The 15,468-nt window shown below is 63.3% G+C and carries 16 protein-coding genes and 1 pseudogene; 2 read left to right on the forward strand and 15 right to left on the reverse strand.

The annotated features are described in order from the left end of the window. Positions 1-2: 2 nt before the first annotated feature. Positions 3-707, reverse strand: coding sequence for a TnsA-like heteromeric transposase endonuclease subunit (locus GOALK_RS21835; protein WP_306302404.1), 705 nt, complete (start codon positions 705-707; stop codon positions 3-5). Positions 708-933: 226 nt separating this feature from the next. Next, positions 934-1,166, reverse strand: a pseudogene (locus GOALK_RS24720) (IS1380 family transposase); the annotation flags it as partial. 68 nt (positions 1,167-1,234) lie between these two features. Between GOALK_RS24720 and GOALK_RS21840 the strand changes: the two are divergent. Further along, a complete protein-coding gene (locus GOALK_RS21840; protein WP_198136094.1) occupies positions 1,235-1,693 on the forward strand; it encodes a hypothetical protein in 459 nt (152 codons plus the stop codon). On the opposite strand, the gene GOALK_RS21845 is transcribed toward GOALK_RS21840, so the two are convergent. The 9 genes from GOALK_RS21845 to dnaB form a co-directional block, all read right to left on the reverse strand. Beyond that, positions 1,674-2,453: an FkbM family methyltransferase gene (locus tag GOALK_RS21845; RefSeq protein ID WP_006361023.1), complete on the reverse strand. Its 780-nt coding sequence runs from the start codon at positions 2,451-2,453 to the stop codon at positions 1,674-1,676. The genes GOALK_RS21840 and GOALK_RS21845 overlap by 20 nt on opposite strands. Then, positions 2,453-3,088: a PIG-L family deacetylase gene (locus GOALK_RS21850; protein WP_006361024.1), complete on the reverse strand. Its 636-nt coding sequence runs from the start codon at positions 3,086-3,088 to the stop codon at positions 2,453-2,455. Before GOALK_RS21850 ends, GOALK_RS21845 begins: the two co-directional genes overlap by 1 nt. Then, positions 3,085-4,185, reverse strand: a complete 1,101-nt coding sequence (locus GOALK_RS21855) for a hypothetical protein (protein WP_157139182.1) — start codon at positions 4,183-4,185, stop codon at positions 3,085-3,087. Before GOALK_RS21855 ends, GOALK_RS21850 begins: the two co-directional genes overlap by 4 nt. A gap of 4 nt (positions 4,186-4,189) precedes the next feature. Next, the gene (locus tag GOALK_RS24695) at positions 4,190-4,756 is read right to left on the reverse strand and encodes a 7-cyano-7-deazaguanine synthase (protein ID WP_006361026.1); all 567 of its coding nucleotides are present in this window, start codon (positions 4,754-4,756) and stop codon (positions 4,190-4,192) included. Positions 4,757-4,828: 72 nt separating this feature from the next. Then, on the reverse strand, positions 4,829-6,001 hold the full coding sequence (locus tag GOALK_RS21865) for an alkaline phosphatase family protein (protein WP_040004430.1): 1,173 nt from the start codon (positions 5,999-6,001) through the stop codon (positions 4,829-4,831). After that, a complete protein-coding gene (locus GOALK_RS21870) occupies positions 5,998-7,389 on the reverse strand; it encodes a pyridoxal phosphate-dependent aminotransferase (protein ID WP_006361028.1) in 1,392 nt (463 codons plus the stop codon). The genes GOALK_RS21865 and GOALK_RS21870 overlap by 4 nt, the downstream gene beginning before the upstream one ends. Positions 7,390-7,669: 280 nt before the next feature. Continuing rightward, complete coding sequence (locus GOALK_RS21875) at positions 7,670-8,461, reverse strand: TauD/TfdA family dioxygenase (protein WP_157139183.1); 792 nt, start codon at positions 8,459-8,461, stop codon at positions 7,670-7,672. Positions 8,462-8,747: 286 nt separating this feature from the next. Further along, complete coding sequence (locus tag GOALK_RS23685; protein ID WP_198136095.1) at positions 8,748-9,545, reverse strand: pentapeptide repeat-containing protein; 798 nt, start codon at positions 9,543-9,545, stop codon at positions 8,748-8,750. A 587-nt stretch (positions 9,546-10,132) separates the two neighbouring features. After that, positions 10,133-12,385 carry a replicative DNA helicase gene (gene dnaB, locus GOALK_RS21885; protein WP_040004432.1) on the reverse strand — a complete coding sequence of 751 codons (2,253 nt, stop codon included), beginning with the start codon at positions 12,383-12,385 and terminating at the stop codon, positions 10,133-10,135. 574 nt (positions 12,386-12,959) lie between these two features. Here dnaB and GOALK_RS21890 point away from each other — a divergent pair. Next, on the forward strand, positions 12,960-13,625 hold the full coding sequence (locus GOALK_RS21890; protein WP_035754051.1) for a hypothetical protein: 666 nt from the start codon (positions 12,960-12,962) through the stop codon (positions 13,623-13,625). A gap of 70 nt (positions 13,626-13,695) precedes the next feature. Here GOALK_RS21890 and rplI read toward each other — a convergent pair whose 3' ends face one another. The 4 genes from rplI to rpsF all read right to left on the reverse strand — a co-directional run bounded on the left by rplI (position 13,696) and on the right by rpsF (position 15,419). After that, the gene (gene rplI / locus GOALK_RS21895; protein WP_006361033.1) at positions 13,696-14,151 is read right to left on the reverse strand and encodes a 50S ribosomal protein L9; all 456 of its coding nucleotides are present in this window, start codon (positions 14,149-14,151) and stop codon (positions 13,696-13,698) included. 19 nt (positions 14,152-14,170) lie between these two features. Continuing rightward, positions 14,171-14,428, reverse strand: a complete 258-nt coding sequence (gene rpsR, locus GOALK_RS21900) for a 30S ribosomal protein S18 (RefSeq protein WP_006361034.1) — start codon at positions 14,426-14,428, stop codon at positions 14,171-14,173. A gap of 65 nt (positions 14,429-14,493) precedes the next feature. Beyond that, a complete protein-coding gene (locus tag GOALK_RS21905) occupies positions 14,494-15,021 on the reverse strand; it encodes a single-stranded DNA-binding protein (RefSeq protein WP_006361035.1) in 528 nt (175 codons plus the stop codon). 116 nt (positions 15,022-15,137) lie between these two features. Next, a complete protein-coding gene (rpsF, locus tag GOALK_RS21910) occupies positions 15,138-15,419 on the reverse strand; it encodes a 30S ribosomal protein S6 (RefSeq protein WP_006361036.1) in 282 nt (93 codons plus the stop codon). Between the last annotated feature and the right edge of the window lie 49 nt (positions 15,420-15,468).

A 15,468-nucleotide genomic window follows, 5' to 3' on the forward strand; every position in this document is an offset into this window, starting at 1 on the left:
CATTACGCCACCAGTCCAGCGCGCACTGGCGTTTCCATCGTCAATCGCTTCGAGAGGTTGGTATCCAGTTCGCCGGACCAGACCATGTGCCAGACCACGGCGATGGCCTCCCCGTTTCCGGTATCCAGACGAAATAGGGAGCCCAGAGTCGCGGCGTCGTTACTTGCTTCCTTCCCGATCTCGCCAGCCACCTGGTCATACCAGGAAGGCCTTCGGCGGTAGCCGTGCAGCCACAGAAGGTTTAGGCGTTCTACGCGGTCGAGCCCGTTGAATACCTCGTGGCGCCATCCCACATTCGCGCAGGCGGCCTCGACCATTGCGACCTGAAGCTTGAATTTGTCGTCCATCTTGTGCGGCAGGCGTGCATTCCAGAGCGTTACCGACCCGGTGTCGTCAAGGCTGAGTAAGTCGGGCGTGTTTTTCGCCGAGGACGATCCTCCCCGCTTCAGCTGACACGGTTGCGGTACCAGCGCGACGACATCGTGGAGCCGGTCCAGGCGTCGCAAGAGGTCATGCTCGAGGCCCGACTCGAGTTCAAGGTGGTCGCGCATGGTCAGTGAATACGCAGTGACCGGTATGTGCCGTTGTCGCTCCGACGATCGAGGCTTGCGAATCGGAACTACACGTGCAAGATCCGGCGGACCGTCAGACTGCCAGTTCCACACACGGGACACCTTGTCGCCAGCGAATCGGAACCGCCACGTCACCGCCGCGCCGGCACTCTCAGCCAAGATGGCACCTCCGCTCCCGCAGGAATTAGCAGCAAATCTAGCAAGAATTGAGTCGCAGTCCGTCGAAGATGAGAATCGACATCGCTCAGGCAGCGCCGAGCGGTAGTTCGCCGCCCCGTCCCCGAGTACCAAATGCGCGACGATATTCAGCTGTCTCAGACCTCAGAACATGGCTGTGGAAAATTGCAGGTCCGCCGGGCCTCGGCCAGCAGGGCAGGTGGAGAATCCCGGTGAACTCGGCCACCCACGCCCCGTCACGTTCGACGCCGTCGGCGTCATAGGCATGTCCACGCCTCCGGTGACAGTGTCGATGAGCCCGGCGTGGTGTGGGTCATACTGAACCCGACCGAGAAACTGAGGCGTCGTCCGGTGAGGCATGTCGCGAAATTCATGCGTGCCACCGGCGGAATCGGTTCGGATCAACACGCTCTTACCTCAAAGTCCGCGATTGCCTAGTCTAATTTCGCACCCTTCGCTATCGTCTAGCCAACGAGGGAGTGGCCGTGACCGAACAGAGCAACACGCCCAGCAGTTGGCGACTGATAAGGTACGAAGACGCGCACGTCGAGTCGAGCGGAAGCCAGTTCTTCAGCTATCTGATCGTGAGTGGCGTGGCCGCATACGCGAACATCCGCGTCGAGCTCATGCCTCTCGTGTACATCGATGTGCCCGACTATTGGGGGATCGAGGTAGTGGGCAGCGTCTCCTTTGTCGCACTCCCCGCTATCACACCGTACGAGGTCAGGCTTCCCCTGGATCGCGCGATGGGTCGCAAGGGTATCGAGGTTATCGGTGCAGACGGCCAGTCCATGAGGATTGATGTGACCTTCGAGGATCGGCTTAATCCGGACGACGGGGCAAATCTCGATCTCCTGCACACCAAATCGGGTCGCACTCTCGGCGGTCGCACTCTTGGCGGCAGGACGGAGCGCATCGACACGGCTATCGACGACGAAGCCTGACAACCTGGAATCGCCCTTCGCCCTCGTACTCGGTCCGCGACAGCACGTCGATCCTAACGCCGATCGCAGCTAGGTCGGTGTGAAGGCTCAGTGCGCCGACCGCGCGGTGCTCCTCCATGAGGAGCGTACGCCAGCTCGCCGAACGCACGATCTGGTCAATCACGCCGACTTCGGCCCCTTCGATGTCGAGTTTGACGAGCGCACCTTCGAGTCCGTAGAGAGCTGCGTCGACGCACAAGGTGCGGGTCGCCTGCACGAAGCCGGCGCGCGAAACGTCAACGAGTCCATCTCGGGGACGGTGCAGCTTGTGCCCCCCGGCATTCGAGGGATCGAGCCGCAGTACGCCCAAGCCGCACGACTGGTCGAGCGCGCTCATGCGCGTCTCGATCGGCAAGAGAGGATTCAGAGCGACATTGCGTCGCAGAGCGTCGAAGTTCTCGCGCGAAGGTTCGATCGCAATCACACGGTGCGCATCGTCGCGGGCTGCTGAGATCAACGAGAAGTATCCGGCCTGTGCCCCGACATCGAGGACAACCCTCGAACCGCACTCGTGCAATCGGTACACGTTTTGGATAAGGAGTTCGTCGAGGATGTCGATGTCGCCGACCGCCTGGTTATCGCGAGCTCGGACGTGAGCGCGAGCGCCCGACCGTAGTTCAACGACGAAGTCGCGATCCTTCAGTCCATAGTAATTGTCCAGATAGGTTCTCGAGTCGAGAACGATGCCACGAGTTCGGCGCTCCCGCTCCGCTGCGAGCATTAGGAGTCGCTCCCGACTGGCACGAAGACAGTTTCGACGAAACCCTGTCGCTGACTGCGCCGATAGTCCGCGGCGACATAGGCCGCCGCGATCTGCGACGAATACAACAAGAGTCGTCGGGCCTTTTCATCGGCGTCGTCCTCTCGGTGACGTAGACCACTCGCAACGAAACCGGGAGGACACTGCGGCTGCTCGTACGGCAGGTCGGCGTAGTAGCCGACCATCCACCCGGAATCCGATAGACACCGATCCAATTGGCGCGTGAAGTCGTGGTCGGGATGCTGCCCTATGCTCGCGGGAAGAAGCACGAACGCAGCATTGGCGACCCGGCAGGCGGCGCTCACCACATTAGCGACATCCTCGTCCCGCGGACGGGGAAGTGTGAACCGAAGTGGCCAGTCCGGCCAATCAAGGTAGATCCGCTGCGGCGACAGATCGGCGAAGACTCGGCCGTCCTCGCTTCGCCGACGGGCCGTCACCTCTTCGAGATCGCCGGTTCCAAAGCGGGTGTTGTCGCTAGTTGAGAAGACGTTGACGATCACGCATGCATCCAGGACACCCGACAGGAGAGCCCCTCCGAGTGATAGGAACGCATCGTCTAGATGCGGCGAGACAATGACGCTCCGCGCGATCATCGCTGCTGCCTCGGTGCCGACTCGAGCGAACTACGGATCGTTCTCCAGCAAGATGTGTAGTCGCGAAACCGCCGTGCCGTCTCGGTGAGGAGCGCCACATCGGACGCGGTCTGCGAGTCAGCCCATCGACTGTACGCTTCAAGCTGCTCGCGGACACCGCGAAGTCCATCATAAGGGACGCTCGCCGAAGCGAGTCCCTTAGCCGCGTTTGCCTCCTTCTTTAGCCGATAAAGCACGAGGCGATGGCCTGAAGAAAGCATCGTGTCAGAATGCGTGAGCGCTAAGCGGCAGAGCACGGCCAAGCTCGATCCCAGCGCGTATCGACTGAGGAGTTCCGCGTCGAGCGCACGCAGCCTAGTAGGACGATGGACGCCGCGCAGGCTTGGCTCGGCGTCGACCGCAGCGCCAGGATCGATCATGTGCGTCCAGTGGACGTCCTCGTCGACTCCAGGAGGAAACGGAACGCTCATCGCTCGATGGGTTTCGATGAGCATCAGGCCACCCGAAGCGAACTGGGGGACGCCCCAGTCGTGGCGCTCATCGAATCCAATCACCGTGGGCTTTCCTCCACCGAGACAAGACGCGCTCTCGGCTCGTGCCAGCGCGTCGGCGACATTACGGACTATGGGCCCACCGATTGGCGGCGCCGCCGACGGTCCAGCTTCCGCCCACACGAATGCCTGCATCCATTCGAGTGGCGAGAGGTCTGGCACACCCGACAGTCGCCCGAGCGCGACGACTCGATCGGCGCAGTGTGGGGTGGCGAGAAGCTCAATGTCATCGTCGACTAGGAGGTGATGCGTCGCATCGAACCGTAAGAGCGAGAATAGGATCCCGACATTCCTAGCGAGCCCCGCGCCCCAGCCCGACGGCAGACCCTCACGAAGGCTCGGCAGCTCCGATCCCGTGGCCTCCACGAGCTCCGCGTTAACGTCCGGCTCCCGTACGACATCGACGCGATCAGCGAACGGAACAGACGTCGGATGATCGTTGTCGTCCACGATCACGACGCGCGTCGCAGCATCTCGCGCGAGCACTGAGCGCGCAGCAGCTGCTGCATCGCCTGTACGGCCGCGGGTCGGGATGACAGCGACCACTCGCCTATGCAATGCCTGCGCTCCTCCGGCTGAGACATCCTCCGCAGGCGCCGCACTGAGCCTCGCGATCCAGATCGCACGACCATGTGAGCCCGACGGGAAAGGCCAAATCGTCTGCAAGCGACTTCACGCCGAGCTTCGGGACATCCCAAAACGGGAGCCACATCTCCGGCCCACGCGAGCCGTTCTCGATGTAGTCGGCTTCGGCAGTGAGTCGGTGGACGGACGTACCGATCCTCGGAAGGTCAGACCTCAAGTCGGCGAGGACGAGACGCTCGACGCCGAGCCCTCTCGCTTCTGTAAGCCCCACACTCAGCTGCACAGTCCTCGGAATGTGTGCCGAGGCATTCGGCGGAGGAACGCAGATGTCTCGTCGCTCGAGACCCAGTAACGCGATGACCGTGTCCGCCGCAGTGACCTCACGTCGTGGTCGACGGGGGTGATGGAGTTGAATCGCGAATACGGCGATCGACTGAGCCGTCAGCCAAGCTGCGCACACCGACGAGTCGAGGCCCCCGGAAAGCATGAGACCGACCGAACGGATGTGCGGGGCATCGGGGATCAGGATCATCCTGTGGTTCCCAGTCGTCGGTAGCACTGGGCGGCCCTACCCGATCGCGAGTCTGCCGTCACGCTGCTCAGCCTAGCGGTGCCAGAGAGCGAGTGGGACGACCATTTCACTCTTGGTTAGGCTCCCATGCTCGAACCGATAGACACGATCAACCAGTGGGAACTCGCGTTCGGTCGCGAGCACAATGGCATCGCTGTCGGGGAGGACCTCCGCGACAGGTCCAAGGATCCCGATCAGATCATCGCGCGAACCGACGATGAGGCCTGGGGCGTCGACGTCAGCGAGGATCGCACGCACTTCGGCGGCGGCGCCGGGGCGCGTATAGAGCCACCGGACTCGGCCAGCGCCGCCGGCGGGGCTCTCACAGAAGACCGGAGACTCTACCTGGGCCCACGCCTGAGCGAGCCGGTTCGAGCAGGTCGTGCGCGTCTGCCCGTGATCGGAGTGCAGTAAGACCTCCGATCCTGCGTCCGCCCACCGCCTCGCGGCTCGGCTGATACTCTGCAACGCTGTCCGGAAGGACGAATCGTACCCCGAGTAGTGCACGTGTTCGTCGAGGTTCACGTGTATCCAGATCAGAGTGGGACGACCGACGGACCGACGCAACGAGTCGTCGACCTCCGCGATGGTCGTGCTCGCGATCAAGGCTGGAGCGTCTCGTATAACCGACCAGCGATATCGCGGCTGAATGACGTGCGTTGCGCCGCGGACGAGTGCGTCGGTCCAGGCCCCCGGCATCGTCGAGATATCTCCGAGGTGCACGCGCGACACAACACCGCGACCCGAGAGACGGGCGAAGATTGTCGGCCATGGGCCGAGAATGTGGGTCGTGGGAACGCCGTCTCGCTGCCAGTCGTCGTCGAATCCGTAGTGGCGTCCGCGAAACATGTTCCATACGCGCCCTGGAGGGATTGACGGGTGCTGGCACACCGGGCCGACGATCCCATGGTCTGCGACGTCGAGTCCGCTGGTCGCCGTGATCCACGCGGCGACCGAGGTGCTCGGGAAGACCGCCGTCAAGGGGTGGACGACGTCGGCGCCGAGCTCGCGCGCCGACTCCCACGAGAGACCGTCGACGCCAAGGACGATCGCTGCGGAGTGTGCGTCACTCCCCGACAAAGATTCGTCCAAGATCTCGGGGATGCAGGCAATGCTTTGACGTGGATCGGGAAGTATCGAGCCGCAGACTCCCGAAGACCGCGCGACGAGAGTCTCGTAATCGACGAACCCTTCGCCAACCCTCACCGCAGGCCTCGCACGAATCGCTCCGTTCGGTCCATCGCGCTGACGAGGTCATTCTTCTGCACTCCAGGACTGGCGCGCAGCCACGCACCGTCAAGGCAGTAGGCGAGTATCCCAGGGTAGAAGGCGACGCGTTCGCGACGAAGCAGTCGGCGGAAGAGAAGATAGTCCGGACCGGCCGAACCGGGAGCGAAGGTGACATTGAACGAACAGAGAGGCGCGAAGACCTGCTCGCTGAACGAATGGGCGCGGTCGACGGTGAAGTTGCGAAGCGCGAGCAACTCCCTCTCGCGAGCTTCGCGCTCGATCCGGTAGGAGGCATAGGCATTCACGAGATCACGGGCACACGGCTCATACTCTGCGAGTTCGGCCAACTCGTGCGGTCCCGGTTCCATGAGGTCGCGGATCTCCCAGAGCTCAAAGCGAGCGAGCACTTCCGTCAGCAAATAGAAGAGCGATGGAGGCGAACCATACGCGGTCGACGCCAGCTCGTAGAACTCACTCACTATCTCCTCGTGCGCGAGTATCCAACCGACCTTTAGGCCGGGCGCCCCGTGTGATTTCGACAGACTTCTCACGCGAACAAGATTGGGGTGCAACGACCGGAGCCCCTCGGCTCGCGGTCCGAGACAATCGTGCGAGTCGTCGAGGATCACGACCGTCGAATCGGTCACTGTGCGCAGAAGTCGATCGAGCTCGTTGACGTCGACGCGGGCGCCCGTGGGGTTCGTCACCGTCTGGATGAAGACCAGCGGCGTGTCGGTACGGATCGCATCGAGGAGGGGGCGGAGCGGAGTCCGCTGGCCTTCGCACGCGAGCGGCACCAGCTCTGTCGGGAAGCGCTGTCCTATCGATCGGACGAGCGGAGGGTAGTTCGGGAGGCCGACAACGGCGGTCCCCGATCTGCGGTTCCGGTTCCGGCGAGCGAGTAGCTCGACGAGAGATCCGACCGCAGCAGTTCCCCCGAACGTGACGGCAACGTTTGTGGCGTCGTAGTTGGTGCGGCCCTCACGCGCATTCTCCATCTCAGCGATTGCGCTCCTGGTCGCGTCCCGTCCTAAAGAGTCCGAGTATCCGTACCACCCACGCTCGAGCGCGTAATGCACGCACGCTCTCAGCGCAGATGGGAGACCGAATCGCTCCTCTTCGACGGAGCCTGTCGACAGGAGAATATTGTCCTCTCGCTCCAGACGCCCGTAAAGATCGTCGCGAAAAAAGAAGTTGAATAGCTCCTTGATGAATACTGGTGTCGCCTGGTTCTGCAGCACATCGATAGACGAGACTTCGCGCCGCCGACGGCTCTCTCGCCAATGGTCAGCGAGTTCGGGTCTCGCGCAGTCGTGCCCGAGGTCGTGTTCGACACGGGCGAGGTAGAGCGTTAGCAGCTCCATAGGATCATCCGGACGATTCGCGCGTGCGAATACCTCAAGCAGGCCCTCGTCCACTTCGGTGCTAAGGCATGCCGACGTTGCTGGTCGCGGCGTGGTCATCCGATCGGGCAAAACGGCGAATGGAGTGACCCCGGGCCAGCCTGCAAACAATCGCTCCTCCGCATTTAGCGCCATGCGACGCGCCGCGCATTCGACTTGCTGCTCCCAGCGCTAGTCATGGACACATGTTAGCGGTCGCGCAGGGCAATGCTGGTCGGCTGGCGGGAATTACGAGTCAGGATCATCCGACGCGCCGGACGCGCACGCGCTGCAAGTGCCGTGAGCCATGGGGCTCGCCCGCAGTGCGCGCGTGGAACACCTTCGTGTTGTCGATCGCCGCGATTACGCCCGGCCGCCACGGGATACGCCGCACAAGTCGGGTCTGGTACACGGCCTTCATCGCGGCGAGCACTGCGGCGTCGGCGGCCTCCTTTCCCGAGTCCGAGGTGAATCGATCGTCGGTAACCGACGGATCACGGAGCGCGAACACAGGGGCATCGCATTCGACGACGGGATGACTCGAGCCGACTCGTTGTGTGCTCCGCAGCGTCTCGAGCTGGACCGCCGACAGACATCGCGCGACAGCATCCATCGCAATCGCGACGGTCTGAGCGCTCGCATCGTCTTCGTTCGCGGTCAGGCATTGGAGCACGATCCACGTCGGTCGTTGGCCGCTGGGACGGTGGCTCGCCTCCGTATGCGCGAACAGCTCACGCGGAGAGAAGGGCTGGAGCTCGAAGTCGCCAGCGTCCTCGGTCGACCGCAAGTTGAGGACGTACTCGTTCTCACAAAACGACGTGACGGCTGGATCGCGCTCCGCGAGGACCGTGCCCATCCGCCACCCGAGCTGCACGAGTGCGTCTGCCGTGAGCGGGCGGCCGATGTCGAGCACCGCCACGCCCTGCTCGCTTGATCGCGAGGTCAACCGCGCGGCCAGCGCATCGAGCGAGTCGGTGCCATACGGCGCGGGCTCGAGGCCGAAAGCGGGCCAGAGCACATGCGCACTAAGCACAGCCGCCCGCGCGGCGCACAAGTCTTTCCAGTAGGGCTTCAGGTTCTGACTTCCTCTCAATCAGGAGGTCGGCTGGCACTACGAGTCGCGCGGAATCCCTACAACAGAATAGCGAGCGCGGGGGGGGATTGGCGATCTCTAGTCAGTCCCGAACTAGCCGGCTTGTGCCCGGGCGCGACACCCGCTGGGCCTCGCCGAAGGAAGGCTGGCTGGGCCGCCTTCGGTTCCGGTCATATTTCTTGATGCTCCGAAGGCACTGGAGCCTTAAGGTTCTCGGCCCGGCGCGGCTTGCGCTACTCGATCACAATCAGCGAGGTGGTGTGAAATCCCGCGGCCACTGCACACGGTCCACCCTTGTCGCTGTAGTCAAGTTCGCGTGAGATAGGTCGGCGCCAGTCAAGTTCGCGCCAGTCAAGTTCGCGCCGTCCAAATTTGCCCCGGTCAAATCTGCGTTTGTGAGGTCCGCGTCGGTCAAGTCGACGGAAAACAGCCACGCCATAGTCAACTGAGCGCCGCGCAAACCTGCATTGGCCATTTTTGCGCCCGCCAGATTCGCGCCATGCAAGTTTGACCAGGTCAAGTCGGTGTTGGCCAAGTTCGCACTAGTCATCTCCGCGTAGGACAGTTCCACCCGTGTCAAGTTCGCGCCAGTAAGGTCCACGCTGACCAAGTTCGCGCGAGCGAGGTTAATGCGCCGCATCGTTGCATTAATGAGCGGTGCGTACGACAGGCAGATGCCAGAAAGATCGGGAACGTACGATTCGTCGGCGCCTCTGCGACCCAGAACTTCTACCGCTGTAAACAGGTCAAAGTCGAGCGGCGTCTGTGGGGCGGGTGGTGGAGACTGCGGCCGACGACTATCACATCCGACGGAAGTCAATGTGAATCGGCTGCGGACATAGGCTGCGATGACCTCGTACGCTGGCAAGTAATACGTGGTCGACTCAGTACCGAGTTGCTCAAGTGCGTAGATGCCGCCGAGGCGAGTCTCGAGTGTGTCGCTGCCAAGTTGGCCAACAGCGGCGGTGTAACGGTCACTCTGTTGCCCTTTGCGAGCGAGGTCACGATCACTCGCAGCACCGCAGGAAGTAAACGTCGAGGCCACCACGACGATTATGACCGACAGTACAAGCCCACCGACCGAAACTATTGCCGGCCAATCGAGATTTCGGTTCTCGGAGTTTGGGACCGCCGGCGAGTCCTGCGGTCTGATCGAACGGCTTGTCCTTCGGGACGTCGGTGGCCTTGCTGGCGAGCGGCGGGATTTTTTCATCGAAACCCCTTTGGTCTGTTGATTTCGCGACAGCTATCGGAGAATCATGTCAGATTGGATCTCATTGATTGTCTACCCGCTTTGCCAATGCTCGCTCGCGTTTGGGCGCCGTACCGGGATCGAGGCGACCGGGCCACACAGACCGGATCATCGCGGTTTGTTGTTATTCGTCAGACAGTCCCCGCCAATCGCGAAGCACAGAGACTTAGGATCGGCTGGACGCCGATACCGACAGCGTGCTGATATAGGGATGCGAGCGAAAGATGCCGCGAAAACTAGCAGGAAATCGATCAGATTCGCACGTCTCGGTCCAGAACACACTGAGGTCTTCCCTGGTCAAGGCGACTCGAGCAGACGGCGAGCTTGTTAAACAAGGCATGCACCTTTGTTAATCTTCGCTGCATCTCGACACACTCCAACTAACCCCGCGCCATGTCCACGAACCGGCTGAGGTGTAGCTGGTGCGCGACGGTGATGGTGGCGGTGGGGCCGTTACGGTGCTTGCCGACGATGATGTCGGCCTCACCGGCGCGCGGGTCGTCGCGCTCGATCGAGTCGGGGCGGTGTAGCAGGATGACCATGTCGGCGTCCTGCTCCAGCGAACCGGACTCACGGAGGTCCGACACCTGTGGCTTCTTGTCGGTACGTTGCTCGGGACCACGGTTCAGCTGGCTGATCGCGATCACCGGGACCTCGAGTTCCTTGGCCAGCAGCTTGAGCTGACGCGAGAACTCCGAGACCTCTTGCTGTCGGGACTCGACCTTCTTGCCCGACGTCATCAGCTGCATGTAGTCCACCGCAACGACTTTCAGGTCGTGGCGCTGCTTGAGACGACGCGCTTTGGCGCGGATCTCCATCATCGTGAGGTTCGGCGAGTCGTCGATGAAGAACGGCGCATCCGAGATCTCACCCATTCGGCGGGCCAGACGCGTCCAGTCGTCGTCGCTCATGGTGCCGGCACGCATGTCGGCGAGTTTGACCTTGGCCTCTGCCGAGAGCAGTCGCATGACGATCTCGGTTTTGCTCATCTCCAGCGAGAACATGGCCGCGGTGAGGCCGTGTCCGATCGCCGCCGAGCGCAGGAAGTCCATTGCCAGCGTCGAGTTGTGTGTCGGGACCATCGCCTCGCCGGCGAGGTAGAGGTGCTCGTCGTTGTCGACCTCGACGCAGCGCACCGGCACCGAGTCCACCGGACGCACCGCGACGACGCGGCGGACGCCGGCCTTGCGTCGGAGCTCCTTGTGTCGAATTGCCTTGTGGTGGACGGTGAACACGTCTTCGTCGGCGTCGACGCGCAGCCAGCCGGTGGCCGACCGCTTGTAGTTGAAGCCCAGGCCGGCCACGAGATCGGCGACGACCGCGGTCATGTGCCGGGTCGCGGCGGGCACGGTGATCCAACCGTCGTCGTCGACGGTGGCGCGGGCATCGAGCAGACCGGCCAGCAACGCCCGACGCTGCGCGATCGAACCGCGCAGGTACTCGTAGGGGATCCGTCCGCCGAGGTCGGCCATCAGCGTCATCACGTCGACGGGCCCCTCGGCGTCGATGCGCATGCTGATCTCGGGGTCGTCGAATGCCATCCCCGCCAGCGCCGCGACGGTGTACGGACCGTAGGCAAATCGCTTGCGCGGCAACTCGAGTGGCGCGGTGTTGCGGATGACCGCACACCCCACGTGCGCACGCAGGCCCGCCGTTGTGACGACCTGGCGCTCACCGTCGATCTCGGCCGCCCACTGGTGCTGCTCGTCGGCGACCAACACCGCGCCGTCGTTGAACTCGACCTCGTAGCAGGGACGTTCGGTCATCACGTCGGTCGCGGCGACCACCTTGGTGGGCCGGCCGTGCGCGTCGAGCAGCTTGTCGCCCACCCCGACCTTGCCCATCGTCGTCCAGCCGGTGGGCGTGGGCAGCGGGGTGTCGAGGGCGAGCGCTTTGCCGACGCCGGGTCGCGCGGCCACGATGATCATCTGGCCCGGGTGGAGACCGTTGGTCAGCTTGTCGAAGTCCGCGAAGCCGGTCGGCACGCCCAACGAGATGCCGCCGCGCGAGGCGATGGAGTCGATCTCGTCCATCGTCGGCTGCAGCAGTTCTTCGAGGGGAAGGTAGTCCTCGGCCTGACGGCGTTCGGTGACCTCGTAGACCTCTGCTTGTGCGCGGTCGACGACCTCGGCCACGTCCTGGCCGTCGTTGCCCGCGTAGCCGTACTGCACGATGCGGGTACCGGCGGTGACCAGACGGCGCAGGATGGCCTTCTCGGCCACGATCTCGGCGTAGTAGCCGGCGTTTGCGGCCGTGGGCACCGTCGAGATCAGCGTGTGCAGATACGGTGCGCCACCGATGCGTTTGAGTTCGCCCGACCGCTCGAGTTCTGCGGCGACGGTGACCGCATCGGCGGGTTCGCCCTTGCTGTAGAGGCTAAGGATCGCCTCGAACACCGCCTGGTGAGCGGGCCGATAGAAGTCGGCCGTCCGGATCTTCTCGACGACGTCGGCGACCGCGTCTTTGGACAGCAACATGCCGCCGAGCACGGATTGCTCGGCAGCGAGATCCTGTGGGGGTTGCCTACCGAAGTCCTCGGTGGGCGGTGCATCGTCCGCACCTCGACCCCGACCTCGTTCTTTATCCCGATCGCCGGCGGCAGGACCGTGCCCGCGGTCATCCACAACAGCCACGTGTGTCTAACCTCTCGCATACGCTCGATCCGCTCGCCCTGACGAGTGAATCGACCTCTGTGGTGTCGGCCCCGGCAGGCCACCTCGCGAGTCTCCGGTGTCGACGTACTGCTCTGTCTCTTGCTCTGTCCGTCTCTTCCTATCGGGACGCTCCGACAACGACTGCCGCCGGGCGTGCGAAAACAGGACTGAGACCTGAGCCGTGACACTAAGACCTCCGACACGACGACTCAAACCGGGCTGTTGATGAATCTGGGGAGGACTTGTGGACGACGTGTGAATGAGCGGGGGAGCGATTGTGCACCCGTTGTGGACAACCTGAGGAATTCGGGTGTGAACAACTCTGTTTGCCCAGGTCAGAACACCGATTAATTTCCACAATCAAGAAACTGAAAATCCTTCGACACTCTTCGGCGCGTCGTCAGTTGGGCGTGTTGCGACCGACTGTTCAAGTACGTGTGGCAAACAATTTGGTGAATTTCCCGAGTGATCTACGTAACAGCTAGTCACGACAGTGATCAGTCGTATGACTTATCGCTGGATCGACGACGACGACCCGAATCCGTGTGATGCAATGTCGATCGTGTCGAGGTTGGGGTTGGGAACCGGGGTCATCCGTCGAACGGTCGGGGTGGTGGCCGCGCTGACGGTTGCGACCGGGATCGCGTTGGGTGCGCCGCCGGCGCACGCCGCGCCCGGTCCCACGATGCCCGTCGAATTCGACCTGGCGCGTTACCAGCCGGTCGACCCGACGACCTTCCGCTCGCTCGCCTACGGGGACAACGGGCGTTCGTTCTTCACCACCGGCCGCTGGATGTGCCAGATCGGGCAGGCCTACCGCTACGTGGGCTGTCAGGGCCGTCCCGCGACCGCCCCGCCCACCGCGACGGGCGCCGCCATCACGGCGGACCAGCAGGGCCCGTGGTGGGTCAACAGAGACCAGACGTACCGCTTCGGTTCGAAGACCGGGTTCCGGCCGCCGGTTCTGGGCGTCGGCAAGCGCGTCACCATCGCCGGGGTCACGTGCACCGTGCCGCGGCGCGACGTCGTCGCCTGCCGCACCGGCGAACGGGCGCTGATCTTCACCCCCGCGTGGCACAAGTTCTTCTTCCCGTCCTGGGACACCCTCGGACCGGGCAACAACGCCGTCGCGCACAGCGCAAACCCGGCGCCGCGATACCTGCCTCCACGGCTGCAGTATTGGAATCAGTTGCCCGCCAACCCGCCTGCGCCGAAGTAGGGCGGCCGCACATACGACAAGGCCGGGTGGAATCTCTTCCACCCGGCCTTGTTTCGTGTGATGCGGTGCGTCAGCCTGCGGCGACGACGGCGAGCTGCACGGTTGCCGAGACCTGCGGGTGCAGGGTGACGGTGACCGGGTAGCTACCGGTGGCCTTGATGTGGCCCTTGGGCAGCACGACGGTGCGCTTGTCCACGACGGGGCCGCCGGCGGTCTTGATGGCACCGGCGACGTCAGCCGCGGTGACCGAACCGAACAGCTTGCCCGAGTCGTGGGTCTTGACGTCCAGCGAGACTGCGTCGAGGCCCTCGAGGGCCTGCTTCAGCTCGTTGGCGTGCTCGAGACCGCGAACCTCGCGGGCCTCCTGCGCACGGCGTATGCCCTCGACCTGCTTCTCGGCGCCGCGGGTGGCCTTGATGGCCAGGCCGCGGGGCAGCAGGTAGTTGCGGCCGTAGCCGTCCTTGACCACGACGATGTCGCCGGCTTCGCCGAGGTTCTCCACGGCGGCGGTGAGGATGAGCTTCATGTCAACTGATCCTTTCCGCTTATCGGCTGGTCGAGGTGAAGGGCAGCAGGGCCACCTCACGCGAGTTCTTGACAGCCACAGCGACGTCGCGCTGGTGCTGCACGCAGTTACCGGTCACGCGACGCGAGCGGATCTTGCCGCGGTCGGACAGGAAACGACGCAGAAGCGCGGTGTCCTTGTAGTCGATGTCGGCCTTCTTGTCCTTGCAGAAGCTGCACGCCTTGGTCTTGGTGACCTTTTCGACGCGAGGCTTCCGGCTGGGCTTCGCCTTTGCCATGTGTGTATTGCTCCAGTCAATGCTTCTTCGGGATCACTCACATGTGAGTGTCGTCCCGTGAGATATCAGAAAGGTGGTTCGTCGTCCCCGCCACCGAACGATCCGCCGCTGCTGGCAGGCGCGCTGCCCCAGGGATCGTCGGCGACCTGCTGGTTCGATCCGCCGCCGCGGCTACCGCCGCCGCCACCGGATCCGAATCCGCCGCCACCACCGCCGCCGCCGCCGCCGCGCGAGGCGCGGTTGACCTTGGCGGTGGCATAACGCAGCGAGGGGCCGATCTCGTCGACCTCGAGTTCCACGACCGTGCGTCGTTCGCCTTCTTTGGTTTCGTAGGACCGCTGCTTGAGCCGTCCCTGCACGATCACCCGGGAACCCTTGGTCAGGCTTTCGGTCACGTTCTCCGCGGCGTCGCGCCAGATGTTGCAGCGGAGGAACAGCGCTTCGCCGTCCTTCCACTCATTGGTCTGACGGTCGAACGTGCGCGGGGTGGAAGCCACCGTGAAGTTGGCAACCGCTGCACCGGACGGCGTGAACCGCAGTTCCGGGTCGGCGGTGAGATTGCCGATGACGGTGATGACCGTGTCGCCTGCCATGTGTGTTTCCCCTTGGGTCGTAGGTGGGCACTCGCTGATCGACATGCACCGGGATTTTCTGGGTCAACCCTAGAACCCGGTACCGACGTCTTCAGACGTTCAAGAAACCCTGTGGATTACTTCCGCAGGACCTTGGTGCGCAGAACCGACTCGTTCAGCTTCAGCTGACGGTCGAGCTCGGTGACCGTGGCGGGCTCGGCCTTGAGATCGATGACGGCGTAGATGCCCTCGTTGTGCTTCAGGATCTCGTAAGCGAGGCGGCGCTTGCCCCAGATGTCGACACCATCCACCGAACCGCCATCCTTGCGGACAACATTGAGGAAAGTATCGAGTGAGGGTGCGACGGTGCGCTCGTCCAGATTCGGATCGAGGATGACCATCAATTCGTAGTGACGCATAAGACCACATCACCTCCTATGGGCTAGGTCGGCCACGGACTGTCCGTGG

This window comes from Gordonia alkanivorans NBRC 16433 (genome assembly GCF_000225505.1).
GTDB lineage: Bacteria > Actinomycetota > Actinomycetes > Mycobacteriales > Mycobacteriaceae > Gordonia > Gordonia alkanivorans.

Coding starts and splice junctions, on each gene's coding strand:
- GOALK_RS21845 (WP_006361023.1), bottom strand. CDS start 2,453: ATGCTCGCAGCGGAGCGGGAGCGCCGAACTCGTGGCATCGTTCTCGAC.
- GOALK_RS21850 (WP_006361024.1), bottom strand. CDS start 3,088: ATGATCGCGCGGAGCGTCATTGTCTCGCCGCATCTAGACGATGCGTTC.
- GOALK_RS24695 (WP_006361026.1), bottom strand. CDS start 4,756: ATGATCCTGATCCCCGATGCCCCGCACATCCGTTCGGTCGGTCTCATG.
- GOALK_RS21870 (WP_006361028.1), bottom strand. CDS start 7,389: ATGGAGCTGCTAACGCTCTACCTCGCCCGTGTCGAACACGACCTCGGG.
- GOALK_RS21890 (WP_035754051.1), top strand. CDS start 12,960: ATGTCGATCGTGTCGAGGTTGGGGTTGGGAACCGGGGTCATCCGTCGA.
- rplI (WP_006361033.1), bottom strand. CDS start 14,151: ATGAAGCTCATCCTCACCGCCGCCGTGGAGAACCTCGGCGAAGCCGGC.
- rpsR (WP_006361034.1), bottom strand. CDS start 14,428: ATGGCAAAGGCGAAGCCCAGCCGGAAGCCTCGCGTCGAAAAGGTCACC.
- GOALK_RS21905 (WP_006361035.1), bottom strand. CDS start 15,021: ATGGCAGGCGACACGGTCATCACCGTCATCGGCAATCTCACCGCCGAC.
- rpsF (WP_006361036.1), bottom strand. CDS start 15,419: ATGCGTCACTACGAATTGATGGTCATCCTCGATCCGAATCTGGACGAG.